The 26,930-nt window shown below is 62.4% G+C and carries 24 protein-coding genes; 8 read left to right on the top strand and 16 right to left on the bottom strand.

Features of this window, described 5'->3' with window-relative positions:
* Positions 1–18 precede the first annotated feature (18 nt).
* Genes EB230_RS19450 through EB230_RS19440 form a run of 3 tightly spaced genes read right to left on the bottom strand, consistent with a single transcriptional unit; the run spans position 19 to position 3,407 of the window.
* Positions 19–1,392 carry an MlaD family protein gene (locus EB230_RS19450; RefSeq protein WP_056576676.1) on the bottom strand — a complete coding sequence of 458 codons (1,374 nt, stop codon included), beginning with the start codon at positions 1,390–1,392 and terminating at the stop codon, positions 19–21.
* Between the two features lie 14 nt (positions 1,393–1,406).
* Positions 1,407–2,216 (bottom strand): ABC transporter ATP-binding protein, encoded by an 810-nt coding sequence (locus EB230_RS19445; protein WP_056576674.1) that lies wholly within the window; start codon positions 2,214–2,216, stop codon positions 1,407–1,409.
* Positions 2,217–2,219: 3 nt separating this feature from the next.
* Positions 2,220–3,407 carry an ABC transporter permease gene (locus EB230_RS19440; protein ID WP_056576672.1) on the bottom strand — a complete coding sequence of 396 codons (1,188 nt, stop codon included), beginning with the start codon at positions 3,405–3,407 and terminating at the stop codon, positions 2,220–2,222.
* A 77-nt stretch (positions 3,408–3,484) separates the two neighbouring features.
* Here EB230_RS19440 and dgcA point away from each other — a divergent pair, with 77 nt between their 5' ends.
* Positions 3,485–4,468: an N-acetyl-D-Glu racemase DgcA gene (dgcA, locus tag EB230_RS19435; RefSeq protein WP_172373653.1), complete on the top strand. Its 984-nt coding sequence runs from the start codon at positions 3,485–3,487 to the stop codon at positions 4,466–4,468.
* On the opposite strand, the gene EB230_RS19430 is transcribed toward dgcA, so the two are convergent.
* Both EB230_RS19430 and EB230_RS19425 read right to left on the bottom strand, forming a co-directional pair.
* Positions 4,439–5,653, bottom strand: a complete 1,215-nt coding sequence (locus EB230_RS19430; RefSeq protein WP_056576666.1) for an MFS transporter — start codon at positions 5,651–5,653, stop codon at positions 4,439–4,441. The two genes, dgcA and EB230_RS19430, sit on opposite strands and share 30 nt — an antisense overlap.
* A gap of 127 nt (positions 5,654–5,780) precedes the next feature.
* The gene (locus tag EB230_RS19425; protein ID WP_081294807.1) at positions 5,781–6,596 is read right to left on the bottom strand and encodes a UDP-2,3-diacylglucosamine diphosphatase; all 816 of its coding nucleotides are present in this window, start codon (positions 6,594–6,596) and stop codon (positions 5,781–5,783) included.
* A gap of 119 nt (positions 6,597–6,715) precedes the next feature.
* Here EB230_RS19425 and EB230_RS19420 point away from each other — a divergent pair, with 119 nt between their 5' ends.
* The 4 genes from EB230_RS19420 to EB230_RS19405 all read left to right on the top strand — a co-directional run bounded on the left by EB230_RS19420 (position 6,716) and on the right by EB230_RS19405 (position 12,221).
* The gene (locus EB230_RS19420) at positions 6,716–7,495 is read left to right on the top strand and encodes an SDR family oxidoreductase (RefSeq protein ID WP_027044672.1); all 780 of its coding nucleotides are present in this window, start codon (positions 6,716–6,718) and stop codon (positions 7,493–7,495) included.
* A gap of 176 nt (positions 7,496–7,671) precedes the next feature.
* Positions 7,672–9,996, top strand: a complete 2,325-nt coding sequence (locus EB230_RS19415; protein WP_172373652.1) for an NADP-dependent malic enzyme — start codon at positions 7,672–7,674, stop codon at positions 9,994–9,996.
* Between the two features lie 193 nt (positions 9,997–10,189).
* Positions 10,190–10,858, top strand: coding sequence for an outer membrane protein (locus tag EB230_RS19410; RefSeq protein WP_246738819.1), 669 nt, complete (start codon positions 10,190–10,192; stop codon positions 10,856–10,858).
* A gap of 163 nt (positions 10,859–11,021) precedes the next feature.
* Positions 11,022–12,221, top strand: coding sequence for a DUF2865 domain-containing protein (locus EB230_RS19405; RefSeq protein ID WP_056576655.1), 1,200 nt, complete (start codon positions 11,022–11,024; stop codon positions 12,219–12,221).
* On the opposite strand, the gene gltX is transcribed toward EB230_RS19405, so the two are convergent.
* The 6 genes from gltX to EB230_RS19375 all read right to left on the bottom strand — a co-directional run bounded on the left by gltX (position 12,139) and on the right by EB230_RS19375 (position 20,425).
* Positions 12,139–13,512 (bottom strand): glutamate--tRNA ligase, encoded by a 1,374-nt coding sequence (gene gltX / locus EB230_RS19400; protein ID WP_172373650.1) that lies wholly within the window; start codon positions 13,510–13,512, stop codon positions 12,139–12,141. The genes EB230_RS19405 and gltX overlap by 83 nt on opposite strands.
* 221 nt (positions 13,513–13,733) lie before the next feature.
* A complete protein-coding gene (locus EB230_RS19395) occupies positions 13,734–14,912 on the bottom strand; it encodes a hypothetical protein (protein WP_172373648.1) in 1,179 nt (392 codons plus the stop codon).
* Positions 14,913–15,257: 345 nt separating this feature from the next.
* A complete protein-coding gene (locus EB230_RS19390) occupies positions 15,258–17,063 on the bottom strand; it encodes an ABC transporter ATP-binding protein (protein ID WP_172373646.1) in 1,806 nt (601 codons plus the stop codon).
* 391 nt (positions 17,064–17,454) lie between these two features.
* On the bottom strand, positions 17,455–17,865 hold the full coding sequence (locus tag EB230_RS19385) for a GNAT family N-acetyltransferase (protein WP_056576642.1): 411 nt from the start codon (positions 17,863–17,865) through the stop codon (positions 17,455–17,457).
* 56 nt (positions 17,866–17,921) lie between these two features.
* On the bottom strand, positions 17,922–19,598 hold the full coding sequence (locus tag EB230_RS19380) for an NAD+ synthase (RefSeq protein ID WP_056576640.1): 1,677 nt from the start codon (positions 19,596–19,598) through the stop codon (positions 17,922–17,924).
* 107 nt (positions 19,599–19,705) lie between these two features.
* The gene (locus tag EB230_RS19375) at positions 19,706–20,425 is read right to left on the bottom strand and encodes a DNA-3-methyladenine glycosylase I (protein ID WP_056576637.1); all 720 of its coding nucleotides are present in this window, start codon (positions 20,423–20,425) and stop codon (positions 19,706–19,708) included.
* Between the two features lie 86 nt (positions 20,426–20,511).
* Between EB230_RS19375 and EB230_RS19370 the strand changes: the two genes are divergently transcribed.
* Together EB230_RS19370 and EB230_RS19365 are read left to right on the top strand one after the other, a co-directional pair.
* Positions 20,512–21,075: a DUF1003 domain-containing protein gene (locus EB230_RS19370; RefSeq protein WP_056576634.1), complete on the top strand. Its 564-nt coding sequence runs from the start codon at positions 20,512–20,514 to the stop codon at positions 21,073–21,075.
* Positions 21,072–21,659, top strand: a complete 588-nt coding sequence (locus EB230_RS19365; protein WP_056576631.1) for a DedA family protein — start codon at positions 21,072–21,074, stop codon at positions 21,657–21,659. Before EB230_RS19370 ends, EB230_RS19365 begins: the two co-directional genes overlap by 4 nt.
* 4 nt (positions 21,660–21,663) lie before the next feature.
* Here the strand turns inward: EB230_RS19365 and EB230_RS19360 are convergent, their stop codons facing one another.
* From EB230_RS19360 to EB230_RS19350, 3 genes are all read right to left on the bottom strand, one after another.
* Positions 21,664–22,251: a hemerythrin domain-containing protein gene (locus EB230_RS19360; protein WP_056576627.1), complete on the bottom strand. Its 588-nt coding sequence runs from the start codon at positions 22,249–22,251 to the stop codon at positions 21,664–21,666.
* 40 nt (positions 22,252–22,291) lie between these two features.
* Positions 22,292–22,651, bottom strand: coding sequence for a diacylglycerol kinase (locus EB230_RS19355; protein ID WP_056576624.1), 360 nt, complete (start codon positions 22,649–22,651; stop codon positions 22,292–22,294).
* Positions 22,652–22,729: 78 nt separating this feature from the next.
* On the bottom strand, positions 22,730–23,146 hold the full coding sequence (locus EB230_RS19350; RefSeq protein WP_056577403.1) for a GFA family protein: 417 nt from the start codon (positions 23,144–23,146) through the stop codon (positions 22,730–22,732).
* A gap of 413 nt (positions 23,147–23,559) precedes the next feature.
* On the opposite strand from EB230_RS19350, the gene EB230_RS19345 reads away from it, so the two are divergent.
* Positions 23,560–24,630, top strand: coding sequence for a GGDEF domain-containing protein (locus EB230_RS19345; RefSeq protein ID WP_056576621.1), 1,071 nt, complete (start codon positions 23,560–23,562; stop codon positions 24,628–24,630).
* A gap of 65 nt (positions 24,631–24,695) precedes the next feature.
* On the opposite strand, the gene EB230_RS19340 is transcribed toward EB230_RS19345, so the two are convergent.
* Together EB230_RS19340 and EB230_RS19335 are read right to left on the bottom strand one after the other, a co-directional pair.
* A complete protein-coding gene (locus EB230_RS19340) occupies positions 24,696–25,265 on the bottom strand; it encodes a DUF4337 family protein (RefSeq protein WP_246738818.1) in 570 nt (189 codons plus the stop codon).
* Positions 25,266–25,459: 194 nt separating this feature from the next.
* A complete protein-coding gene (locus EB230_RS19335) occupies positions 25,460–26,833 on the bottom strand; it encodes a 3-deoxy-7-phosphoheptulonate synthase class II (protein WP_056576615.1) in 1,374 nt (457 codons plus the stop codon).
* Positions 26,834–26,930 lie beyond the last annotated feature (97 nt).

The following is a 26,930-nucleotide window of genomic DNA, read 5'->3' as shown; positions in this document are numbered from 1 at the left end:
GGCGAGCAGACGTCGAAGTCAACGCCGTGCCCTGCCATCGAATTGCCGAACCTCGCCGTCGCCACCCGAAAGAATGCGCTGCGGATTGCGGCTGAGATCCGTGACCGCTTCCTCGATGCGCGTGATCGATCGGCGGCTGTCCTGCACCAGCGCCTCGACATTCGACAGGCCCTGGCCCGAGAAGCGCGCCAGATTGTCGGTAATGACGCCCAGCCGCGCATTCAGTGTATCGGCAACCTGCTTGAACGACTTCAGCGTATCCCTGGCGTCGGCCATTACGCCGTCGGCCTGCCCCGATCCAAGCAAGGTGTCGACCCTGGCAAGGATGCCGTCGACGCGCACCGAGGCATCGTTGAGCCGCTGTGCCAGTTGCTTGGCGTCCTTGATCGTCTGGTCGATATCGTCGGCGCGGTTGGCGAACTTGTCGGTCACCACGGCAATGTCGGCGGCGGCCTTGTTGGCGTTTTCGCTGGCCTTCTGGATGTTGGCCAGGGCCGCACGCACCTGCGCCGGATCGACACCGTCCAGCACGCCGTCGACCTTGGCCAGCGTTCCCTGCGTCTGCTTGGCGAAATCATTGACGGATCCGACCGCCGTGTCGACATTCTTGATCACACCGTCGAGCTGCTGCGATGTCTGTTTGAGGTTCGCGGTCACCGTATCGACATTGGCGACGATGCTCTTGATCTTGTCCCTGTCGACGGCATTGAGTAGGCCTTCCGCCGCCTTCAGCGTGCCGTCGAGCTTGCCGGACACGCCCTTGAGTTCGTCGGACAGCGCGCTGACGCTGGACAGGAACTTGTCGATGCCGTCGGAATTCTTGGCCAGCGCATCGGAGAACGTCTGCACGTTCTGGACAGTCTGCGTCAGCGGCCCGCGAACATCCTTGGTGAAGCCCTCGAGTTCGGTCAGCACCTTGTCGGCGCGGGTGAAGATGTTCTGCGCCGTCTGCAGCAGATTGGTCACGGCGGACGGATTGGCGACGATCTCGGCGACCTTGCCTTCCTTTTCGGCCTGATCGAGGAGTTTCACTTCCTTGGGATCGGCGCCCTTGAGCTCGATGTTGGCCTGCCCGGTGAGGCCGGCAAGGCCGATATCGGCCTGCGTCGACTTGGTGATCGGCGTCAGCCGGTCGATCTCGGTGTCGGCGATGGCGACGGTCGGGTTGTCCACGTCGATATAGACGCGCTTGACGTCACCGACCTTGACGCCGTTGAACAACACGAAGCTGCCGCGGCCGAGGCCGGAGGCCGAACCTGGAATGCGCACGCGCAACAGCGTCGTCTCGCCCCTGTCACCGATCGCCGCCGTCCAGTAGACGAAGGCGAACGCCGCCAGGATCGCAACCAGCGTGAAAATGCCGACAATGACGTAGTTGGCTCTGGTTTCCATTGCTTCACTTATGGCTATGCACGTGCGGCAAGATCAAGCTGGCGGGCGCGTTTTCCGCGGAAATAGGATTTTACCCACGGTTCCTCGCTCTTCAGCATGTCGTCGATAGTGCCTTCGACCAATACTTTCTTCTTGCCGAGCACCGCCACGTGGTCGCAAGCGGTAAACAGCGTGTCGAGGTCGTGCGTGACCATATAGACGGTCAGGTCCATGGTGTCGCGCAGCTTGACGACGAGTTCGTCGAATTCGGCGGCACTGATCGGATCGAGGCCGGACGTCGGCTCGTCGAGAAAGACGATGTCTGGATCGAGCGCCAAGGCGCGCGCAAGGGCCGCGCGCTTGATCATGCCGCCGGAGAGTTCGGAGGGAAATTTCTGCGCCGCGTCCGGCGGCAGCCCGACCAGCTCGATCTTGAGCAGTGCCAGTTCGTCCATCAGCTTCCTTGGCAGGTCTAGATATTCGCGCATCGGCACCTGCACGTTCTCCTGCACGGTCAATGCCGAAAACAGCGCGCCATGCTGGAACAGCACGCCAAGACGCATGTCGATGCGCAGGCGCTCGATATCGCTTGCCTTGTCGACATCGACGCCAAACAGCTTGATCGTTCCCGACTGCTTGGGCATCAAGCCGAGAATGGTTCGCAAAAGGACGGACTTGCCGGCGCCCGAAGCACCGACGAACCCCAGGATCTCGCCGCGCTTGATGTCGAGCGAAAGCTTGTCGAGGATCAGCTTGTCCTCGATGGCAACGGTGACGTCGCGCACCGACAAGACGATTTCACTGTCGTCCGCTTCCTCCACCTCGATGCCATTGCCCTTCGCCATCTCTCAGAACTCGATCGCTGCGTAGAACATGGCGAAAAGGCCATCGAGGATGATGACCACGAAGATCGACTTCACCACCGACGCGGTCACGTGCTGGCCGAGCGATTCGGCACTGCCGCCGACCTTCATGCCTTCGACCGAGGCGATTGTGCCGATGATCATGGCCATGAACGGCGCCTTGATCAGGCCGGCGAAAATCGTGCTGAGATCGATGGCGACACGCAGCCGGTCGATGAATGCGGCGGGGGGGATATCGGAGTAGAGCCAGGCCGCGACGATGCCGCCGCCGAGTGCCGCGAAATTGGCGATGATCGTCAGGCACGGCAACGCAATCACCAGCGCAACCAGACGCGGAAAGACCAGGACGCCGATCGGGTTGAGACCGATGACCTTCAGCGCGTCGACCTCCTCGCGCATCTTCATCGAGCCGATCTCCGCGGTGATCGCGCTGCCGGAGCGGCCGGCGATCATGATTGCCGTCATCAGCACGCCGAGTTCGCGCAGGATGAGCACGCCGACGAGGTCGACGACGAAGATGTCAGCGCCGAAATAGCTGAGCTGGTAGGCGCCTTGCTGGGCAACGATCGCGCCGACGATCGCCGACATCAGCACCACCACCGGGATGGCACCGACGCCCATGCGGTCGATCTGGTTGAAGATCGCAGCCGGGTTGACGGCGTGGCCGCGGCCAAGCTTCATCTGTGCGCCGCGGATGGTGGCGCCAAGAATATTCATCGAAGCAAAGAAATCGTCGCGCATCTCGTAGACGCGCCGGCCAACCGCCTCAAGCGCCCGGATGACGATGTTGGGCGGCCGCGCCGGCCCGGATTCGGGCTCGCGCCGAACAGCCTCGCCGACCGCGTCGAGCAGGATGGAAGCGATCTCGCTCTGGCCTTGCAGCCGGACCTCGACGTTCTTCTTCTCGAAGACACTGACCAGGCGGTCGATCAGCCAGGCGCCGGCGGTATCGATCTTCTCGATTTTCGAAAGATCCAGCGCCAAAGTCTTGAAACCGTTTCGTTTCTCGATCTTGCGCATGTCGGCGTCGATTGACGCTACCGTTCGTGTCGTCCAGATTCCGGAGAACGCGCAACCCAGAACGCCACCCTCCTCGCCGACCGCCACACGCGGTTGGTGGTCAGCCTCCGAGGCGGTCGTGCCGCTTGCGTCGCGCTTGCCGATGGTCAACATGGCGTCCTGTTTAGCCTGATGGGTCCGACCTTGTCGATTTGCCGACAACCCTTCTGGCACAGCTGGAGCAGAAAAATATGGCGCGTGTCATTTCGGTCGAGGCGGAGCGCTTTCCGATCGCCGGAACCTTCACCATTTCGCGCGGCTCCAAGACCGAGGCCGAGGTCATCACATGCACGATCAGCCAGGACGGTCATAGCGGTCGCGGCGAATGCGTTCCCTACAAGCGCTATGGTGAAACCATGGACGGCGTGCACGCCGCGATAGAGGCGATGCGCGAGCGGATAGCCGGTGGCATCGACCGGACCGCCCTGCTCGACGCAATGCCGGCGGGAGCCGCCCGCAACGCGGTCGACTGCGCCCTCTGGGACCTTGAGGCCAAGATGGGTGACAGCCCGGTTGCACACGCAATCTGGCCAGCTCCGCCGCGTCCATTGGAAACTGCCTACACGCTATCGCTCGGCGAACCCGAGGCGATGGCGGCACAGGCCCGTGCCAACGCCGGGCGGCCGCTGCTGAAGGTCAAGATCGGCGGCGACAACGACATCGCCCGGATCGAGGCAGTGAGACAGGCGGCACCCGGGAGCCGAATCATCCTTGATGCGAATGAAGGCTGGACCGACGACAATATCGTCGCGAACCTCGCCTTTGCCGCGGAGCAGGGCATTGCGCTCATCGAACAGCCCCTGCCCGCCGGCCGGGATGAAATCCTGCGCCACATCGCGCATCCGGTGCCGATCTGCGCCGATGAAAGCGTGCATGAGGCGAATAATTTGGAAGCGCTTGTCGGCCTCTACGACGCCGTCAACATCAAGCTCGACAAGTCCGGCGGGCTGACGGCGGCGCTCGTGCTGCGTGACCGCGCCCGCGATCTGGGTTTTGGCATCATGGTCGGCTGCATGGTCGGCACATCGCTTGCCATGGCGCCGGCGGTCCTACTCGCCCAGAACGCCGATTTCGTTGACCTCGATGGTCCGCTGCTGCTCGCGCGCGACCGTGTGCCGGGTCTCGTCTACCAGGGTTCGCTCGTCTCACCCCCGGACCGGGCGCTGTGGGGCTGAGCGCGCGGCAAGCCCGATCAGCACGAGGCCAATGATCGCGATCGGGATCATCACCAGGAAACCATCGACGCCGAGACGATCATAAAGCGGACCGGACGCAAGCGTGACGGCGGCCATGAAGAAGCCGTTGAAGAAATAGGCGATGCCTTGCGCGGCGCCCGTGCGCTCCTCGGAGACGGTCTCGGCGATCATCTTCTGCAGGCCGATCAGCACCATCGCGACGGACACCGAATGCAGTGACTGCACGGCGAAGAAGCCGGCGACGCCGAGGCCGAACGGCCATACCAGTGGGAAGATGATCCAGCGCACGATCGACCCGATGCCGGCGATCACCATCACCCTGACGACGGATATGGAGGCGAAAATGCGATTGAAAAACAAAAACATGCAGACTTCGGACACCACGCCCCAAGCCCACAGCAGGCCGACGACGGAATCGCTTATGCCGATCGATTTCCAGTAGATGGAAACGAAGCCGTAAAGGAAGGCGTGGCTGGCGGTGATGATGCCGACGCCAAAGGTGAAAAAGAGGAAATAGGCATTGAACAGGCTCGGCGCCGCGTGCTGGATTTCCGCGGCCGACAGCGGCGAGGCCTTGCGCGGCCGCCCCATGCGCGGCGCCAGCAGCCCTGCGACGAGTGCCGCGCCAAGGGCAAGGAAAATGATCACCGGAACGGCTTGCGGACCGGTGGCCGCCAAGATGAAGCCGCCAGCGACATTGGCGCAGAGATAGCAGATCGAGCCCCATTTGCGCATGCTTGCGTAGTTCGAACCGAAGCGGCGCACGCCCGAAAGCGCCAGCGAATCGGCGATCGGCGAATGCGGCGTCCAGACAATGGTCAGGGCAAGCGACACCGCCAGCACCATGGCGTAGGTCGGTGTCAGGAAATAACCCGCCGAGAGCAGCAGGGAGGCTGCCACCAGCGCGACATAAACATCGGCGCGGTCCCGCGCCCGGTCGGCGAGCGTCGTCAGCAGCGGCGTCGTCACCACGCGCAGGAACATGGGCGCCGCCAGGATGACGGCGATCTGCTCGGCGTGAAAGCCCTTGGCCTGCAGCCAGAGCGGGAAATAGGGCAGATGGGTACCGAGCGATATGAACAGCGTGCCGAAAATGAGGCTCATGCGCAGTTCGAAATGGCGCGGCTTGACGAGCTGTTCTGGCGAAAGCGGCGGCAGGGACATGAATCGATCCAATTACGCCGCACTTGGCCGGCCGGCCAGCAACGCAGATCGATCCCTTAACATGGCGGAAAACCCGGGGAAACCGGCTGGACTAATCGATTGGCCCGAAAATCGGCGAGAATTCGGCTCAGGCCGCCTGCCCCACCCGATCCTCGATGAGCATGGGGATGAAGGGCTCGTCCGGCGCTTCCGGCAGGATTTGCGCCCAGGTCAGGATTTCCATCCGGCCGTCGAAGTGCTCGACCACGGCCGTGCAGCTTTCCACCCAGTCGCCGGTGTTGATGTAGCGCACATCGTCGAAATTCTCGATCGCGGCATGATGGATATGGCCGCAGATGACGCCGTCGACATGCGAGCGGCGGGCTTCCTCGGTCAGCACGGTCTGGAACGAGCCGATGAAATTGACCGCTTTCTTGACCTTGACCTTGGCCCAGGATGAGAACGACCAGTAAGGCAGGCCGAGCAATTGGCGCAAGCGCGTCACCACGCGGTTGACGATCATCGCCGCGTCATAGGCATGATCGCCGAGATAGGCGAGCCAGCGCTGATTGTGAACGACAGTGTCGAACTGATCGCCATGGATGACAAGAAGGCGCTTGCCGTCGGCTGTTTCATGGATCGCGCGGTCGGCGACGACGATGCCGCCGAAATGCACGCCCTGGAATTGGCGGGCGAACTCGTCGTGATTGCCGGCTATATAGGTGATGCTGGCGCCCTTGCGCGCCTTGCGCAGCAATTTCTGCACGACGTCATTGTGGCTTTGCGGCCAGTGCCAGCTCCGCCGCAGCCGCCAGCCATCGACGATATCGCCAACCAGATAGATGATGTCGGCGTCATGGTATCGAAGGAAATCGATCAGGAACTCGGCCTTGGCCGCCTTCGAGCCGAGATGGACGTCGGAAATGAACATGCTGCGGAAAGTGCGGGGCTCTTGGCCTGACATCGCGATTTTACCCTTGCTTTCGAGCAGCCTATGCCTCGATTCATGCAACAACCGTATGACGGTTGCGATTGGTCCAGTCTAAGGACTAGCTTGCCCGCCAAATCACAGGAGAAATCGTCATGGATCTCGGTATTCGCGGAAAGAAGGCAATCGTCTGCGCTTCGAGCAAGGGACTTGGAAAAGGCTGCGCCATGGCGCTGGCCGAGGCCGGTTGCGACATCGTCGTCAATGGGCGCAATGCCGAACTGGTGGCCAAAACCGCCGCCGAACTGCGCGAGCGCTATGGCGTGACGGTGACGGAGGTCGTCGGCGACGTCTCCAAGCCCGAGGTACAGAAGGCACTGCTTGCAGCCTGCCCCGAGCCCGACATTCTCGTCAACAACAATGGCGGCCCGCCGCTGCGCGATTTCCGCGAGCTCGATCGCGCGAAAATCCTCGAAGGCGTCACCCAGAACATGGTGACCCCGATCGAGCTGGTGCAGGCAGTCCTCGACGGCATGGCGAAGCGCGGCTTCGGCCGCATCGTCAACATCACCTCGCTATCGGTCTATGTCCCCATTCCCGGCCTCGACCTCTCGTCGGGCGCGCGCGCTGGTCTCACCTCTTTCCTAGCCGGCGTGGCGCGAACGGTCATCGATCGCAACGTCACCATCAACAGCCTTCTGCCGGGCAAACTCGACACCGACCGGCTGCGCGGCCCGCACGAGGCCGGCACCGTCGAGGATCCCGCCGCCGCCGCCGCGCGCAAGACTCGCATCAGCGCCGACGTGCCAGCCAAGCGGCTCGGCACGCCGGAGGAATTCGGCCAGATCTGCGCCTTCCTCTGCTCGGTTCATGCCGGCTATCTGACCGGGCAGAACATACCGGTCGACGGCGGTCTCTATGTCAGCGCCTTCTGATCGAAAGGTCGACGACGTGGCCGGATTCATCTGGCATGAAACAGTCGTAAGAATCTGACATCTAATGATTTTTTACGCGCCGCGGTTTAAAGCCGGCGGCGCGTCAATTAGCGTCGCGAAAAACCTTGGCCGCATGCTAAAAGGGGCCTCGGAGCAGGTTTCGAGGGAGCGGCCGCATGGAAGGCGAGAACAAGAAAACGGCACGTTCGGACCTCGACGAAGCCGCCCTTTACTTCCACAAGCACCCGAGACCGGGAAAGCTCGAAATCCAGGCAACCAAGCCGCTTGGCAATCAGCGCGACCTGGCGCTCGCCTACTCGCCCGGCGTCGCCGCCCCTTGCCTGGAGATCCGCGACAATCCGGCAACCGCCGCCGACTATACGGCGCGCGCCAACCTGGTCGGCGTCGTCTCCAACGGTTCGGCCGTGCTTGGTCTCGGCAATATCGGCCCGCTGGCCTCCAAACCCGTGATGGAAGGCAAGGCGGTCCTGTTCAAGAAATTCGCCGGCATCGACGTCTTCGACATCGAGATCGACGCGCCCGAGATCGAGCGCATGGTGGAGACCATCGCCGCTCTAGAACCCACTTTCGGCGGCATCAACCTCGAGGACATCAAGGCGCCGGAATGTTTTGAGGTCGAGGAGCGGCTGAAAGCCCGCATGAGCATACCGGTGTTCCACGATGACCAGCACGGCACCGCCATCATCGTCGCCGCCGCCGTGCTCAACGGGCTGGAATTCGCCGGCAAGACCATTTCGGACATCAAGGTCGTCACCTCCGGCGCGGGCGCGGCCGCCCTTGCCTGCCTCAATCTCCTGGTCTCGCTCGGAGTACGGATCGAAAACATCTGGGTCACCGACCGTTTCGGCGTCGCCTACAAGGGCCGCACCGACGAGATGGACCGCTGGAAAGACCCTTATGTGAAGGACACCGAGGCGCGCACGCTGGCCGATGTCATCCCGGGCGCCGACGTTTTCCTCGGCCTCTCCGCGGCCGGCGTATTGAAGCCGGAACTGCTGCAGCACATGGCGCCGAAGCCGCTGATCCTGGCGCTGGCCAACCCCAATCCCGAGATCATGCCGGAAGTGGCGCGCGCTGCGCGACCCGATGCCATGATCTGCACGGGCCGGTCCGATTTTCCCAATCAAGTCAACAACGTCCTGTGCTTCCCCTATATCTTCCGCGGCGCGCTCGACTGCGGTGCCAGCGCGATCAATGAAGAGATGAAGATGGCCGCGGTGCGGGCCATTGCCGCCCTTGCCCGCGAAGAGCCTTCGGACGTCGCCGCGCGCGCCTATTCGGGCGAGACACCGATCTTCGGGCCTGATTTCCTGATCCCCTCGCCCTTCGATCCCAGGCTCATCCTGCGCATCGCGCCGGCCGTTGCCAAAGCGGCCTGCGACACCGGTGTGGCGACACGGCCGATCACCGACTTCACCGCCTACATCGACAAGCTCAACCGTTTCGTCTTCCGCTCCGGCCTGGTGATGAAGCCGGTGTTCTCATCCGCCAAGGCATCGAGCGCCAAGCGCGTCATCTATGCCGATGGCGAGGATGAGCGCGTGCTGCGCGCCGCCCAGGTGGTGCTGGAGGAAGGCATTGCCGAGCCGATCCTGATCGGCCGTCCGCACGTCATCGAGGTCAGGCTGAAGCGCTACGGGCTGCGCATCAAGCCGGGCGTCGATTTCGGCCTGATCAACCCGGAAGACGATCCGCGCTACCGCAACTATGTCGACCTCCTGATCGAACTTGCCGGCCGGCGCGGCGTGACGACGGAAGCCGCACGTACCATGGTGCGCACCGACAATACGGTGATCGCGGCGCTCGCCCTGAAGCGCGGCGATGCCGACGCCATGGTCTGCGGCCTCGAAGGACGCTTCGAGCGGCACCTGCGCAACGTGACCCTCATCATTGGCCCTCGCGCCGGCATCAGGGACTATGACCTGTCGACCCTGTCCATGCTGATCTCGCAGCGCGGCATCATCTTCCTCACCGATACGCACGTTTCCGTCGACCCGACGGCCGAGGAAATCGCCGAAATGACCGTGCTGGCGGCCGAGGAAATCCAGCGCTTCGGCATCGAGCCGAAGGCGGCGCTGCTGTCGCACTCCGACTTCGGCTCGCGCGATTCGCCAAGCGCGCTGAAAATGCGCCAGGCGGCGGCGATCCTGGCGCGCATCGCGCCGGAACTTCAATGCGACGGCGAAATGCATGCCGATTCAGCCTTGTCGGAGCATCTGCGCCAGCGCGTCTATCCGCATTCGCGACTGAAGGGCGAAGCCAATCTGCTGGTGTTCCCGAACCTCGATTCGGCCAACATCACGCTGACGGCGCTACGCGCCATGATGGATGCTCTGCATGTCGGGCCGATCCTGCTTGGCACCGATATGCCGGCGCACATCCTGACGCCCTCGGTGACATCGCGCGGCGTCGTCAACATGACGGCGCTAGCCGTGGTTGAGGCCGCGCACAAGGCGCAGGCTATCGCGAATCTGGACTAAGCCGCCTCCAGCGGTTCGGCTTGGCCTGGGGACGGCTTCCTTCATGGCTGGCTCGTCGCAAAGCCGGGGTGTTGCCGGTCGGCAACTTGCGATTGCGGAAGGTCCGTGTTGGCGGAGAGCGGATTTCGCAGGGGAAGCCTACCTGATATGGTTTCGCATCTGGTTTGACGGTGAGGACGTCATGAAGGGTTTGATGCTTGCATCCGCATTGCTGTCCCTGATCAGCGGGCAAGCTCTGGCCGCGGACGCTATCAGTGCCGAGCCCGCAACCGTCCACGACTGGTCCGGCGTCTATGTCGGCGGGCAGATTGGCTACGGTTTCGGAAGGACCGATGCGGCTTACAATTTGCCGAACACACCGACAATCCGTGGTTCTCAGAACTACGATACCGATGGTTTCCTGGGCGGCATCCAACTCGGCTACAACTACCAGATCAGTTCCACCGTCCTCGGCGTGGAGGCCGATTTTTCCGGGGCCGACATCAAGGGCCACTCCGACGAGATCAATGTCGGCGGAGGCGATACTTACGACACCAAGGTGGATTGGTTTGGAACGCTTCGCGCCAGGGCGGGCTATGCGTTCGATCGTACCCTGATCTACGGGACCGGTGGCCTGGCTTTTGGCAGTGTCGAAAACCAATATCTCAACGGTCCCTTGAGCGGCTTTTCCGAGAAGAACACCAAGGTCGGCTGGACCATTGGCGCCGGACTGGAGCAGGCGATCACGGACCATTGGTCGGCAAAATTCGAATATCAATATATCGATCTGCGGGACCAGACCATCGATTATGGCGCCAACTCCAACACCACCTTCGACAACACGTTCAATACGGTCAGGATCGGCATGAACTACAAGTTCTGACCGGCCGGAGCGGTCTGCCGCTTACCGTTGTTGCCTGGCCGGCTGAACCCGCCTGCTGTCCCGACTTAATGGCTTTCGGCCAACCAGCGAACCGCATCCGAAATAGACGATTAACCGCGAACGGGGTAGCTTGGCGACCATAGGCAAGCGGGATTTGAGGCGGATGACAAGCGCAAGGTTGAAGCGGGCGCATGCTGCCATGCTGCTTGGCCTGCTGCTGTCCGGCGCCACCATCACCGAGCCACAGGCCGCTTCGCGGGTCTGCCGTCAGTTGGAGGCCGATCTTGCCGCGGCTTCGCGTGGCGGCGGCGGCCCGGCAATGATCCGGAAATACGATGCCGCGATCGACCGCCAGCGCGAACAGATTTCCAAGGCCCGTGGCCAGGCGGACAACGCAGGCTGCGGATTTTCTCTGTTTTCCCGCAACGTCAATCAATGTGCCGGGCTCAACGCCACCATCGACCGCATGAACGCCAATCTCGACAGTCTCCAGGCCAAGCGTGCCCAGCTCGCCGGCGGCGGATCGCGTCGCGACAGTGGCCGCATCCTGGCCGCGCTCGACGCCAATGGTTGCCGCGACGAAACGGTTGCGCCGCGCCACGCTCCGCTGCGGGAAGCTGACCGTGGAGAAGACGGCACCGCGAACCTGTTCGACCAGCTTTTCGGCAACGATGGCCAGCGGGGCGACACGCTTGACCAGCCCGACGATCCCGATGGGGAGCGCACTATCCGCAGGGTCTTGAACCAGCCCGAAGCGCCCGATTTCCCGAGCGCCGGCGGCGAGTTCCGCACGATGTGCGTACGCACCTGCGACGGCTACTTCTTCCCGATGTCGAACGCGGCCTCGGTCAGCGATTTCGAGCGCGACCAGAAGAATTGCGAATCGAGCTGCCCCGGCACCGAGATGCAGGTCTTCTATTCGCGCGGCATGGACGACGATTCCGCCGCGATGACGTCATCGGTCACCGGCAGGCCCTATAGCGAACTGCCGACCGCCTATCTCTACAAGCAGTCCAACATGCCACGCCCACCGGCTTGCGGCTGCAATGCCGCGCAGAACTTCCAGATCATTGGCGGCAACCCGCCAAATCCGCGACAGTCGCAGCCCGAAACGGACGCGGCACCGTTCATTCCGGTCCCTGCCTCCAAGCCAGACCCGGGCGCCGACCCGGAAACCCTGGCCAATATGGAAGGCGGGCTCGACCGCGAAGCCATCAAGCGGCTTTCCGCCAAGCCGGTGACATCGCCGGTGTCCGCCTTGCCGCCGGAACAGCGCAAGGTCAGGGTCGTCGGGCCAACGTTCCTTCCCGACCCATCAGCGGCAATAAATCTGCAAGCTCCGGCCCCGAAGACAGTCCGGTAAGCGCAAGTCTGAGCGGCATGAACAGCCCCTTGCCCTTGCGTCCGGTCGCTTCCCTGATCTTGCCGGTCCAATCCTTCCAGACTGTCCCGTTCCATGGCTCTTCCGGCAGGACATCGAAAGCCTGATGAAGAAAATCGCGGTCGTCGGCGGAAAAATCGGGCCGCTCCTGCGGCCCCTCGCGCAGGACGCGCCACCAGCCCGCCGCATCGGCGAGCCGGTCGAGATTGCCGCGCACCGCCAACCAGAAAGGTTCGGCCTGGTCGCCCGAGATGCCGAGCACCATCAGCCTGTCTCGGGCCTCGTCGAAGGGCATGTGGTGCAGCAGCACGCGGTTCAGCACGAAAAGCTCTTCCGGATCGAACTTGGCCGATGATTTCGAGGTGGCGGCCGGGTCGAAATCCCCGGCGAGTTCGGCCAGGTCATGCGCGGCCGCGACATTCTCCGAGGTGCCGACCAGCACGGCCAGCGAAGCGACGGCCATCGGCTCGATGCCGTCCTCGCGCAGGCTTTCAATGGAGAGGGCCCCGGTGCGCTTCGACAGTCCCTCGCCCGAGACGGTGGTCAAAAGATTGTGGTGGCCGAAAACCGGCGGCTCGGCGCCCAGCGCCTTGAACAGGGCAATCTGCACGCCGGTATTGGTGACATGGTCGTCACCACGGATGACGTGGCTGATGCCCATCTCGATGTCGTCGACGACCGACGGCAACGTGTAGAGATAGGTGCCGTCCTCACGCACCAGCACTGGATCCGAGAGCGAAGCGAGATCGACCGTTTCCTCGCCGCGCACCAGGTCGTTCCAGTGGATGTCGGTGCGTTCGGGCTGCTGCGGATCGTCTGAGAAATTGGGCAGCAGGAAACGCCAGTGCGGCCGGCGCCCGTCCGCCTGGTATTCGGCCACCTGCTCCCTGGTCAGCGCCAGGGCCTCGCGGCCATAGACCGGCGGCAGGCCGCGCGTGCGGCGCACTTTTCGCCGCAGATCGAGTTCCTCCGGCGTTTCGTAGCAGGCATAGAGAACGCCCGCCGCCTTGAGCCGCTCGACGGCCGCGTCGTAGGTCTCGAAGCGCCGCGACTGATATTCGGTGGCGTCCGGGAAAATGCCCAGCCAATGCAGGTCGTAAAGGATGGCGTCGGCGAATTCCTGCTTCGAGCGGGCGATGTCGGTGTCGTCGAAGCGCTGGATGAAGCGGCCCTTGTTGTTCAGGGCAAACAGCCAGTTGAAGAGAGCGGTGCGCGCATTGCCGATATGGATGCGGCCGGTCGGTGACGGAGCGAAACGAACGGTAACTGTCATGGATGGGGCGTACCGGATGCCTTTGTGATTGACAAGATGCGCCCCCGCGCTGTGCCGCAGACATAGAACATGGCGCGCGCAATGAAAAGACCGGGCGGCGCTTGCCACGTTCGAGCGCGGCGGGCGAAGCCGACGCGGTCGAGATAATGATGCCGCTGGGCCTTGCCGCCTTAGGTCGGCTCTTGGTGGGCCGAGACATCCGAACCGCTCGCCGAGGCTGATCAGCGGCCGAAATCATCGGAACTGAGGCGGGTCCAGCGGTCGCCCATCAAGCCACCGATGAAGATGTCGCCGGAGCGGACCGCTTCCGTGACCTCGGCGATCCGCGAGCGGACCATAGTCCCCCCGGCATAGCGGAGGAAGACGTTCTTGTAGCCGAAGAGCTGAGGCAGGAACCTGCCTTGCGTCTGCCCGGCGATGCCCACGCAACCCATATTCCGCGCGTCGGCGATCAGGCCATCCAGCGTCGCGCCCCAGTGAGACCCGGAGGCCTGGATTTGCAGCAGGCTCGCGATGCCGCCGGCTTGACCGTAGAAGGCGTAGCAGCCGAGTATCTTACCTGTTTCGTCGTATGTCCCGCCGAAATGAAGGGGACCGTCGGCCCGCTTCTCGGCCGCCAGAGCGAGCAGCCGTGGCAGCTCGCCATCTTGCCAACGCGGCCGAAGCGAGTAGTCGGACATCAGGGTCGGCAAGCGCTCCGCAAATTGCGCGGCATCCATCGCTTCGCGATGGACCCGGTGCGCCGCGAAATGCTGGGCGGGCGGCTCGAACCTTTTTCTCGTAAGGGTGTCGAATGCTCTGGCGCAAGGATCAAGTGCGAAGCGAGGCAAGCCCGGCCATTTGCCGCGCGCCATGGCGGCGGCCATCGCGGCCGGCCGGAAAATGCAGGTCCATCCCAGACAATGCACCGGCAGCAGCTGATATTTCATCGGGCGCGCGAAGGCCAGGGATACCCGGTTGGCCGAATCGGTCAGGTGCAGATCGAACGCGCCTTGATGCACGGCGCGCAGCAACTGCGGTCCGGCCGAGCCGTGATCGGTGCCGGGGTCGGCCATGAGCGGCCCGATGATCGCCGCATTCAATGCCGCTCCGTTGAGCTCGTAGTGGGCTTTCAGGACCCCGAGGAAGCCACCCAGGCGGCCCTGCGGGTTGATCTGGACAAGAGCGTTGCTGTCACCAGCCTGGCCGGCAGGCCCAAGATAGATCTTTCTCATATACTCGGCCGTCTCCGCGATCGCGCGATCGAGGAGGTGACGTCGCCGCCGAAATTTCGTCAGGAAGAGTGCGGCGACACGCTCGAGATCTCCGGCTGCGAGCGGCCGAACCGAGCCGTGCTGCGTCTCCAGCACCGACGGCGCAGCCACGTTTTTCACACCGATACTTTCGGAGACAGGATGCATCGTGAGGCCTACGGAGGTCGCCTGCCGGAGGGCGAGACCTACATTGATCAATCGAATCCCAGGAGATGCGAACAAGCCCCTCTGGGTTGCTTGAGCAAAGCTATAGCAATCAATGGTTGAGACAAGGTATCTCGATCGGCATCACAAACAAATGCTCAAACTCAGGATCCGCAAGACGATCTGGATATCGCTTCGCGTCACGGATTGGCTCGGCCGGCACGGGCTGGGTGACGGGGAGCCCCCGCCGAGTTCTGCCCCGCCCTGCGGTTGCGTGCACCGCTACTCCCAACCGGCCCACAGCGCCTGATAGAGCTGGCCTCCGAACGAAGCCGAAGGCCACCCAGGTCAGATGGCAAGTCCCTTGGTCAGCTCGAGCGCCTGGCGCTCGAACAGGCGTCGGTAGATGCCGCCCTTCAGCCGGATCAGTTCGTCATGCGAGCCTTCCTCGACGATATTGCCGCGATCGAAGACCAGCAGCCTGTCGAGCGCCCGCACCGTCGAAAGCCGGTGCGCGATGACCAGCGTGGTGCGGCCGACCATCAGCCGCTCCATCGCCTGCTGGATCAGCACCTCCGATTCCGAATCGAGGCTCGATGTCGCCTCGTCCAGGATCAGGATGCGCGCATCGGCAAGGAAGGCGCGCGCGATCGCCACGCGCTGCCGCTCGCCGCCCGACAATTTCACGCCGCGCTCGCCGACCAGCGTGCCGTAGCCCTTCGGCAGGTTGGTTATGAAGTCGTGCGCGCTCGCCAGCCTGGCGGCATGTTCGATCTCCGCCTGCGTCGCGCTCGGCCTGCTATAGGCGATGTTTTCGGCGAGCGACCGGTGGAACAGGATCGGCTCCTGCTGGACGATGGCGATCTGCCCGCGCAGCGACGCTTGCGCCACCTGCGAGATATCCTGGCCGTCGATCAGGATCTTGCCCGCATTCACGTCATAGAGCCGCTGGATGAGCTTGACGAACGTCGTCTTGCCCGACCCAGAGTGACCGACGAGCCCGACGCGTTCACCCGGTTCGATATCGACCGAAAAGTCGCGATAGAGCGGTGTCCGGTGATTGCCGTAGTGAAAGGTGACGTTGTCGAAGCTTATGGCCCCTTGCGTGATCTGGATCGCCCCGGCGCCGGGCCGGTCTTCGATGCCGAGCGGTTCGGACTGGAAATCGACCAATTCCTCCATGTCATTGATCGAACGCTGCAAATTCCGGATATGCGTGCCGATATCGCGCAAATAGCCCTGCAGCACGAAGAACGAGGTCAGCACGAAGGCGACGTCGCCGGCGCTCGCCTGCCCCCATGACCACAGCATCAGTGCCAGACCGATCACCGCGGCCCGCATGGCCAGCAGCAGCACTCCTTGGGTGGTGCCGTTGACGGTGCCGCGCACCCAGGTGCGGCGCGTGCGTCCCCGCCATTTGGCGATAACCCTGGCCAGGCGGCGCTCTTCGCGCTCCTCGGCGCCAAAGCCCTTGACCACGGCGTTGCAGCTCACCGCGTCGGCCAGCGAGCCGCCGAGGCGTGTATCCCACGTGTTGGCGAGCCTCGCCGCCGGCGCGACATAGCCAAGCGACAGCATTGCGGTCACCATGATGAACAGCAGCGAGCCGGCGGCAACGACCGCCCCCATCAGCGGCCAGAACCAGCCGAGCAGCAGCGTCGAGCCGACAAGCATGACGACCGACGGCAGCAGCGCGATGAGGATGGTGTCGTTGAGCAGGTCGAGCGCCCACATGCCGCGCGTCACCTTGCGCACGGTCGAGCCGGCGAAGCTGTTGGCGTGCCAGTCGGTGGAAAACCGCTGGACGCGATGGAAGGCGTCGGCGGCGATGTCGGCCATCATCTTGAGCGTCAGTTCGACGATGCCCATGAACGCGAGGTTGCGCAGCACGACGCCGGTCAGCGCCAACGCCATCAGAATCGAGAACGCCGTCATCGCAGCATTCCAGGCAATGGCGTCCGCGCCGGCGCTGCTGGCGACGGCGTCGACCAGCCGGCCGGAATAAAGCGGCGTCAGGACGTCGGCCAGCGTCGACAGCAGGAAACCACCCATGATCAGCGAAAGCCGCCAGGGCTGGCGCCGCCAGTGGGTGAGCGAAAAACCAAGAACGCTGCGAAACGCGCTCGCGCGCAAATCGATCTTAAGACGAGCCATGATGTCATTCGGGCGCGAACGAGCCCGATCCCATAAAGTCGAAAATTGAAGAAGCCGCGCAAAGGGCAGTAATTGCCCGGAAGCGGACTGGCATATTTTGGCGTCACGCCCTTGTCGGGGCGGCGACCGGCATCGGCATAAGCCTGTGCCCGATCCGGCTTCGGCGCGAAGGACAGACCTTCGCGGAGCGCCAGCTGGGACCTAGGCTTCGCGGCCCCGCATTACCATGTGAAATACTGCCATTCGGACCTCCCGCAAATGAATCGCGGAACGGTCTTTATAGAGACGGCCCGATGCATCGCCAAGACCAGCTCCGGACCAAAGTGTATCTGGTCCAAGCACTGAGATTATTTTGCAACAATGGCGGATGGAAGCTTTCGCCGCGTGCCCGTCATTGGGGCGAGCGATCGAGGCGCATGTATCGGCCGTCCGTGGAGGGTTTGAAACCCAGTTTTTCATAGACGCCATGCGCGTCGCTGGTCGACAGGCTCCAGTGCGAGACGGTGCCGAGTTCGGGATGATCGATGAGCCCCCGCACCAGCCGCGAGCCTATGCCCTGCCCCCGATGCCGCGGCCAGACGATGATGTCGGCGAGATAGGCGAACACCGTGCGATCGGTGATCGCCCTGCCGAAGCCGACTTGTTTGCCATCGATGTAAGCAGCGGCGCAGAACGAATTGGCAAAGGCCCGGCGATGAAATTCATCGCTGCGTCCGGCCCCCCAGTAGCTCGTCATCAACAGGTCCGAGGTCGCTCGGAAGTCGATGCGCGCGAGGTCGAAACTGATCTCACAGTCTTGCATGGCCGTGTCCCCGTCTCGCGGCATCGCGTATTTTCGCCCAGTGGGCGAACCGCGGCTTATCCACGATCCCTGAAACGGTTGGTGATGGGATAACGGCGGTCGCGGCCGAAATTCTTCCTGGTGATCTTCACGCCAGGTGCGGCCTGCCGGCGCTTGTATTCGGCGATATAGAGCAGATGCTCGATGCGCGTCACCGTCGCCCGGTCATGGCCGCGCGCCACAATGTCGTCAACGCCCATCTCGTTTTCGACCAGGCATTCGAGAATGTCGTCCAGCACCGGATAGGGCGGCAGCGAATCCTGGTCGGTCTGGTTTTCCCGCAATTCCGCCGACGGCGCCTTGTCGATGATGTTCTTCGGGATGACCTCGCCCGACGGCCCGAGCGCGCCAGGCGGCACATGGCTGTTGCGCCAGCGCGACAGCGCATAGACCTGCATCTTGTAGAGATCCTTGATCGGGTTGAAGCCGCCATTCATGTCGCCATAGAGCGTGGCATAGCCAACCGACATCTCGCTCTTGTTGCCGGTGGTGACCACCATCGAGCCGAATTTGTTGGAGATCGCCATCAGGATGGTGCCGCGCGCGCGGCTCTGCAGGTTCTCCTCGGTGATGCCTTCCTTGGTGCCTTCGAAAAGCTGCGTCAGCGCGTGCATGAAGCCTTCGACGGGCTCGAAGATCGGTACGATATCATAGCGGCAGCCGAGCGCGCGGGCGCAGTCCTCGGCATCCTTCAGCGAATCCTTCGACGTATAGCGGTAAGGCATCATCACCGCGCGCAGCCGCTCCTCGCCGAGCGCATCGACGGCAAGCGCAGCGCAGATCGCCGAATCGATGCCGCCCGACAGGCCCAGCACCACATTCTTGAAGCCATTCTTGTTGACGTAGTCGCGCAGGCCCAGCATGCAGGCGCGATAGTCGGCCTCCTCCCTCTCGGGGATCTTCGACATCGGCCCTTCCGAGCAGACCCAGCCGTCCTCCGTGCGCTTCCACGTGGTGACGTCGACGGCGTCCTCGAACTGGCTCATCTGGAAAGCCAATGTCTTGTCGGCGCCGATGGCGAAGGACGCACCGTCGAAGATCAGTTCGTCCTGGCCGCCGAGCTGGTTGGCATAGATCAACGGCAGGCCGCATTCGATGACCTGCTTGATGACAACCTGATGGCGTACGTCGATCTTGGCGCGATAATAAGGCGAGCCGTTCGGCACCAGCAGGATTTCAGCGCCGCTCTCGGCCAGCGTCTCGCACACCGCGACGTCGCCCCAGATGTCCTCGCAGATCGGGATGCCCAGCCGTACGCCGCGGAAATTGACGGGGCCTTGCAGGTCCGGCCCGGCCTGGAAGACCCGCTTTTCGTCGAACTCGCCATAGTTCGGCAGATCGAGTTTGTAGCGTTCGGCCAGGATCTTGCCGCCATCGGCGACAATGATCGAATTGTGCGTACCGCTCTTGCGTTTCAGCGGTGTGCCGATGATGACGCCGGGGCCGCCATCCAATGTATCGGCGGCGAACTCTTGCGCCGCCTTTTCGCAGGCCTTGAGGAAGGCCGGCTTCAGCACCAGATCCTCCGGCGGATAACCGGCGAGGAAAAGCTCGGTATAGAGCACGAGATCGGCGCCCTGGCGCGCGGCATCCGCCCTTGCCTCGCGGGCTTTGGCGAGGTTGCCGGCGACATCGCCGACTGTCGGGTTGAGCTGGGCGATCGCGATGCGCAGTATGTCGGGCTTCTTGGTCATGCTGCTGACTTAGCGCGGCGGAATTGCCCGAGCAATGGCGTTCGTTTGGACCACCCCGGACCGCGCCGATCCGAACGACCTGAGGCCATTCGCGCCCAGACCGGCGATCAGTCGTCGCCCATGTATTCACGCAACGACTGCGGCGAATGGTTGTCGCCGATCGACATCGCCAGGATGCGCGAAATGTGCCGGCGCGGCAGGCCTGTGTCCGCCACCCATTGATTGATCTGGGCCTGGATCTTGTCGAGGTCCCTCTTCGAAGTCGGGCTTTCGGCGATATCGAGACCTGCGTCGCGAAGGGCCGCCGCCATGTCGGCCGAAATGACGAAGGCGTCCCAGCCCAGCCAGCGCAGGAAATACTGGCCGGTATTGCCGCCGAGCCGGCTGCCGTGCTTGCCGAGATAGGCCAACAGCCCGACCTGATCATCCGCTGGCCAGTCGGCGAGGAAATGGCCGAAGAAGCCGCCATGTTCCTTGGACACGCGTTCGACGAAGGCTGCGTTGTCGCGCACGGATTTGATCTTCTGCGGATTGCGCACGATTCGCTGGTCGGAAGCCAGATCGTGCCAGAAATCGTCAGGCTGGAACAAAAGCCGCTTCGGCTCGAAACGCAGAAACGCCTCCTCGAAACCCGGCCATTTCTGTTCGATGACGCGCCAGACAAAACCGGCGGCAAAGATCCGCTCGGCCATGATCGACAGGATGCGATCGTCCGGGATGTCGGCAACGGCGGCATTGTCGGGCACCGGCCCCAGCAACGACGAAAGCTCCGCCTCGCCACCCTTGCGTTTTGCCGCGCGCAGACGAATTTTCTTGAAATCTGCCATGGGTCCCTCCCTGTTGGCCTGAATGTAACACTTCCCGCGAGGGCCGGCAGCCTCTACGTCTATCTCCACTGACGACGGAGACTGCCATGTACAAGACGATCGACGACCTGGCGAACCGCTGGCTCAAGCGGCGCCCGGATGGCCTCAGCCTATTGGAAAGCCGGGTGCTGCAATCGACGCTCGAACGCACCACGATCTCCAGGGACACCAACAAGGCGGTCGCTTTCCACCAGACCTTTGGCGACCGACTAGCCGACACGATCGCCCGCATCGGTGGTTCCTGGTCCTTCATCCTCGCCTTTCTCGCTTTCCTGATTCTCTGGACCGGCGGCAATGTCTGGCTGTTGACGCGCGATGCCTTCGACCCCTACCCGTTCATCTTCCTCAACCTGGTGTTGTCGATGGTCGCCGCCTTGCAGGCGCCGGTGATCATGATGGCGCAGAACCGCCAGACCGAACGTGACCGCATCGATGCCGCCCACGACTACGAGGTCAATCTGAAGGCCGAAATCGAGATCATGGCGCTCCACGAAAAACTCGATGAACTGCGCCACAGCCAGATCATCGGCATGCGCGACGAGATCGTGCGGCTGGCGGAAGTGGTCAAACGGATCGACGAGAGGCTGGCGCAGCAGCAGTCGGCCTCATGACCGACGCGATCCATCATTTCATCGAACAGTACGGGCTGCTCGCCGTCTTCGTCGGCTGTGTCGCCGAGGGGGAAAGTGCCGCCATCCTCGGCGGCTTCTTCGCCCATCAGCATGTTTTCGTGCTGTGGCATGCCTTTGTAGCGGCCGCCCTTGGCGCTTTCCTCGGCGATACGTGCTTCTTCATCCTCGGCAGAAGTTTCGCCGATCATCGTTATGTCGTCAGATTGCGCAGGCGGCCCGGCTTCCGCCGCGCCTATCGCCTGCTCAACACCCATCCCAATATCTTCGTGCTGTCGAACCGCTATGTCTACGGCATGCGCCTGGTCGGCGGCATCGCCGCGGGTCTTTCGACCATAGCGATGCCGCGCTTCATCATCCTCAATGCCATCTCATCGGTGATCTGGGCGATGCTGTTCAGTTCAATAGGCTACGTTTTCGGCTTGGGCGCCGAGCATTTCGTCGGTCAGGCGTTGCTTCGCCACGAAAGGCTGCTGATCGGGCTTTGCATTGGCCTGACGGTGGCGATCCTTGCCTGGCTCATCGCACGACACATCGCCAAGCGGGAGCGCGCCAAGGACTTTTGACCCGTCAGGCTATACCGAGCGCCCGATCACCTCGATCGAGGATCAAGGGGATGATCAGGTCTTCCTCATCGGCAAGATGCTGGGTCAGCATGGCGATCAGCCTGCTGTTTTCGTCGGCATAGGCATCCGCCGCGAAGCGCTGTTTGTCCTCGCTCTCCTGAAGCGTCTTGATGAAGGCATTGGCCGCCTCGACATTGCGCTCCAATCCTTCATGGATGGTCTGGTGATCTGTATCGAGAATCTCAAAACCGCGCTTCAGCCGCGCCTCCACCTTGGCGAAGACCGGAAAATAATGATGATCCTCGACATTGTGGTGACCGTCGAGATTGCCGAGAAAATGGTTGAGGCGCGGCGCGAACCAGCGCGCGAAATCAGGCGCCGTCAGCCTGCCCTCGCGATAATCGCCAATACCGTTGGTCAGCATGCCGCCGAGTTCGCGGAACATGTCGTGCCGCTGCAGCCACATGTTGGCGATGCCGTGGATGTTGGCGTGGCCCTGCCAGTTTTCACGCGGGTATTTGTCGACCAGCCAGCGCAAATCGTCCGGCAGGGCTTTGCGTTCGAGAAGCAGAAGATTCGCGGCTTCGGACATGACGGTTTCCTTTAGTTACCGTCATATAAGAATGGCAACGCTAGATCGGTAGTCCGGTGATCCGCTCGATGAGCGCGATGCCCCAGACGCCGGCGACGATGAACACCGAGATCAGCACAGCCAGCGAACCGCAATCCTTGGCCAGCTGGATGTCGACGTTGAACTCGCGGCTGAACGCATCGCAGGCGGCCTCGATCCCGGTGTTCAGCACCTCGACCATGATCAGGAGCAGCACCGCCCCGATCAGCAAGGCGTAGCCACGCCACGAGACGGAAACGAACCACCCGGCCGGCAAGGCGAGCAGCAACAGCAGCAATTCCTGCTGGAAAGCCTTCTCGCTGGCGGCCAGCTTGCGAAACGCCCGCACCGAATTGAAAAAAGCGTCGATCAGCCGCTGCATGCCCAAACCTCTTTCCGAATTACCGGCACGAGATAAAGCAACGGCCCGATCAAGGGAATAAGGCGTCTCGTCCAAAATTCATTCGGCGACCGCTATCGAAGGCGTCGACTTTTCAAACTGCGGCAGTCCGTCGTCGATCGAATAATAGTCGCCCTTGTCCCCAACGAAGATATGACAGTCGCCCTTGAGGCCTGTCGGCTTGTCGAACGATCCCGCCATGACCGAAATGTAGCCCTGATCCCTCGGCTTCCAGAAAAGCACCGACCCGCATGTCTTGCAGAAGCCGCGCCTGGCGAAAGCGGATGCTTCATACCAGGTGATGCTTTCGGCGCCTTCGATCACGATGTCTGCGTCGGCAACATTGGTCGCGGCATAGAAATGCCCGCTCTGCTTCCTGCATTGCGAGCAATGGCAGTAGACGACACCACGCAATGCTCCGTGCGTCCGGAAGCGGACCGCTCCGCACAGGCATGATCCCCGGTTACTGTCGCTCATTTTGGCCCCCCTTGAAGAAACCTCGTCCAGCATCATTGCCAGGATTCCAGCTTTGCGGGGATTGCGCGCAAGCAAATACGACATCGATTGGCGTGGCGAATCCGAAACTCAGTTTCATTTCCAGCAGCGCGCCGCACGGATTTCGAATTCAACGCGCCAAATTGGGTCTTGTCTCGCGACAGTGATGCGAAAGTTTATGCTTCTGCAGCCACAGGTAGAGAAAACTTGTGGGAATCGTGCAAATTAAGGAAACTTTAGCGCTACCGCATTTATGGTTACGCCAAGCGAAGGTCATGGGTGGGGACAGATCTCTTCGCAAGATGTTCTGGGCTATCGGTTAGCGCTCCCCAAGGCGGCGATCAATGGAACCCGCAAATTCCGCGCCGGGATCCGAGGGGACGAGTGAATCAGACATGCAGCCGGCATCCGCCCCAACCGAACAAGGCACCGATATCGTATCCGCCGTTGTCGCCACGATGCGCCAGCTCGGCGTGCTTGGCCTGCCGCGCAACTACGAGATCTTCTACGAGGCCCTGAGCGGCACCAATCGCGAGCTCAGCCTTGCCGTGCTCTCGCTGAGCAACCGGCCGACACAGGACGAATTGGACAAGATCGGCCGTTCTTTCTTTGCCCACAGTCACGGCCCAGACATTGTCGAGCATGCGCGGGACGTCATCGCCAGGGAGCTCGAGGAAGTCGCATCGCTGTTGCGGAGCGAGCGCGGCCACATCGAAAAATACGGCAGGATTCTCGATGAGACATCGAGCGGCCTGAGTAACCGAAGCCTGCTTTCGCAGGATCTCCTGCACAAGATCGCCAACGCCATGTCGGTCGCCACCAACTCGACCATTGATCATGGCCGGCAGGTCGCCTCGGCGCTCAACGACAAGACGATCGAACTCGAGAGCGTCAAGTCGAAGCTCGAAGAGTACAAGCGGCTCGCCGACACCGATCCGTTGACCCATATCTGGAACCGGCGCGCCTTCGACAAGGAAATCACCCGGATCTACAACAGCAACAAGGGCATTCTGTTCAATGCCCTGATCCTTGCCGACATCGACCGGTTCAAGGATATTAATGATCGCTATGGTCACCCGGTCGGCGACAAGATCATTCAGATCATCGCCGACATTTTCCAGACCAGCATCCGCGGCGATATGTTCGTTGCCCGCACCGGTGGCGAGGAGTTCGCGCTGATCATCGAGGGCGCCAGCGAAGACGCCACCTACGAGATCGCCGAGCGCATTCGCGCCCTGATCGAACAGACGCCGTTCACCAGCAGCCAGACCGGTATGAATTACGGCGCCGTGACGGTGTCGATGGGCATCTGCATGGCGTCGGAGGCCGAAGGCCCCGAGGACCTTTATACGAAAGCCGACCGTGCGCTCTACCGCTCGAAGGTAAGTGGCCGCAACCGCGTCACCAAACATTCCACCATGGCCGGGCGCGCCGGCAAGAGTTGGCTGCTCTACAAGAAGGATTGATCCCGGCCGGCCCTGCGCCCGCGACGAATGCCCTTGGGCCATGTCGGACCAAAGCGCCAGCGCAATCAAACATAGGCGAAGCCGGCGGCGATCGCGCCCAGGGCTCCAAGAGCCAGCGAGCCGATCCACGGCCAGCGCTTGCCACGGGTGATGATGGAAAGTGTCGCGACGGCGATCGAGATGTGCAGCAACGTCACGGCAAACGTCAGAACATGGTGCCGGTATTCCCGCAGATCGCTGTCACGCAGCTTTTCATCGACCTGCTTTTCAAATTCTGTCGCCTTGGCCTCTATCTCCGCGCCATCGGCTTCATTGCGCTTCGCGTTGGCCTGGAATTGATCGGTGGCCGGGCCACCCATCGCCGCCGCGATCTCATAACTGTTCTTCTTGATGCTCTTTGCCTGGAAGAAGCTCCATTGATCGCTGGCCTTGTTCTGGAGGTAGGCCGCCTCGCTCTTGTCGTTGATCGCCTCGGCGGTTTCGAGCGACTCGAAGCTGCCGACCGTCGCGGCAAGAACCGCCAGCACCGCAATGGTCACAGAGACCGTGGTCAGAAAGGGATTGCCCTCATGCGCGGCATGTTCGGCATGCTCGGCGTTCTCAAGGTGCTCCTGGGTGGAGTCTTCCATTGCCATTCGCCGATTCCTAGCCGGATAACATGATCTCGGCGGCGAACATTCACCTCAATCTTGGTTTTGCAGTGATCGCGCCAGCATAAATTTTCGTAAGGTTTGGCACATCTATCAAATCGACGGCATGGCCCAGCACGAAAAAAGGGCGCCGGATTTCTCCGGCGCCCTCGTGTTTCGATCTGTTGCGGACCGCCGGATCAGCCGTTCACAGCCTGCTTGTGCTGCACCGGATGGCTTTTCTTCAGGAGGTCCGAGACCAGGAAGGCCAGTTCGATCGCCTGGTCGGCATTGAGGCGCGGATCGCAATGGGTGTGGTAGCGGTCCTGCAATTCCTCGGCCGTTATGGCGCGCGCGCCACCGGTGCATTCGGTGACGTTCTTGCCGGTCATTTCGACATGGATGCCGCCCGGATGCGTGCCTTCCGCGCGGTGCACCTCGAAGAAGGTCTGCACCTCCTTCAGGATGCGGTCGAACGGCCGCGTCTTGTAGCCGGCGGCCTCGATGGTGTTGCCGTGCATCGGGTCGGACGACCAGACCACGCTGCGGCCTTCCTTCTGCACCGCGCGCACAAGTTTCGGCAGATGATCAGCGACCTTGTCCGAACCAAAGCGCGCGATCAGCGTCAACCGACCGGGCTCGTTCTCGGGGTTGAGCAGGTCGATCAGTTCCAGCAAGCCGTCAGCGGTCAGCGACGGGCCGCATTTCAGGCCGAGCGGGTTCTTGATGCCGCGGCAATATTCGACATGGGCATGGTCGGGCTGGCGCGTGCGGTCGCCGATCCAGATCATATGGCCCGACGTGGCGTACCAGTCGCCGGAGGTCGAATCGACGCGGGTCAGCGCCTCTTCGTAGCCGAGCAGCAAAGCCTCGTGGCTGGTGTAGAAATCGGTCTCGCGCAGCGCGTAATTGGTCTCCGAGGTGATGCCGACGGCCTTCATGAAGTCCATCGTCTCGGTGATGCGGTTGGCGAGCGACTCGTACTTCTCGCCCTGCGGGCTGTCGGACACGAAGCCGAGCATCCAGCGATGCACGTTCTCCAGGCTGGCATAGCCGCCCTGCGCGAAGGCGCGCAGAAGGTTGAGCGTCGCCGCCGACTGGCGGTAGGCCATTTCCTGGCGCGCGGGATCGGGAATGCGCGATTTCTGGTCGAATTCGATACCGTTGATGATGTCGCCGCGATAGCTCGGCAACGTCACCTCGCCCTTGGTCTCATTGTCGGACGAACGCGGCTTGGCGAACTGGCCGGCAACGCGGCCGACCTTCACCACAGGCTGCGCGCCGGCGAAGGTGAGCACCACCGACATCTGCAGGAAGACGCGGAAGAAGTCGCGGATGTTGTCGGCGCCATGTTCGGCAAAGCTCTCGGCGCAATCGCCACCCTGGAGCAGGAAGGCTTCGCCGGCTGCGACCGCGGCGAGTTGCTTCTTCAGCTTGCGTGCCTCACCGGCAAAAACCAGAGGCGGAAAGGTCGCGAGCTGGGCTTCCGTGTTTTTCAGCGCGGCAAGATCCGGATAGGCAGGAACCTGCTTGATCGGCTTTGCTCTCCACGAATTCGGCGACCATTTCGTCATCGCTGCACCCAACGCTCTTTCCGGCGAACACCCTCGCCCGCATTTCCACCCCTATATGGGTTGGCGGCTCCATACACGAAGCCGATTTCCTATTCTA

Source organism: Mesorhizobium sp. NZP2234, assembly GCF_013170765.1.
GTDB classification, from domain to species: domain Bacteria; phylum Pseudomonadota; class Alphaproteobacteria; order Rhizobiales; family Rhizobiaceae; genus Mesorhizobium; species Mesorhizobium loti_D.
The sequence above is the reverse complement of the archived record's forward strand: the minus strand, read 5'-3'. Positions and strand labels throughout refer to the sequence as shown.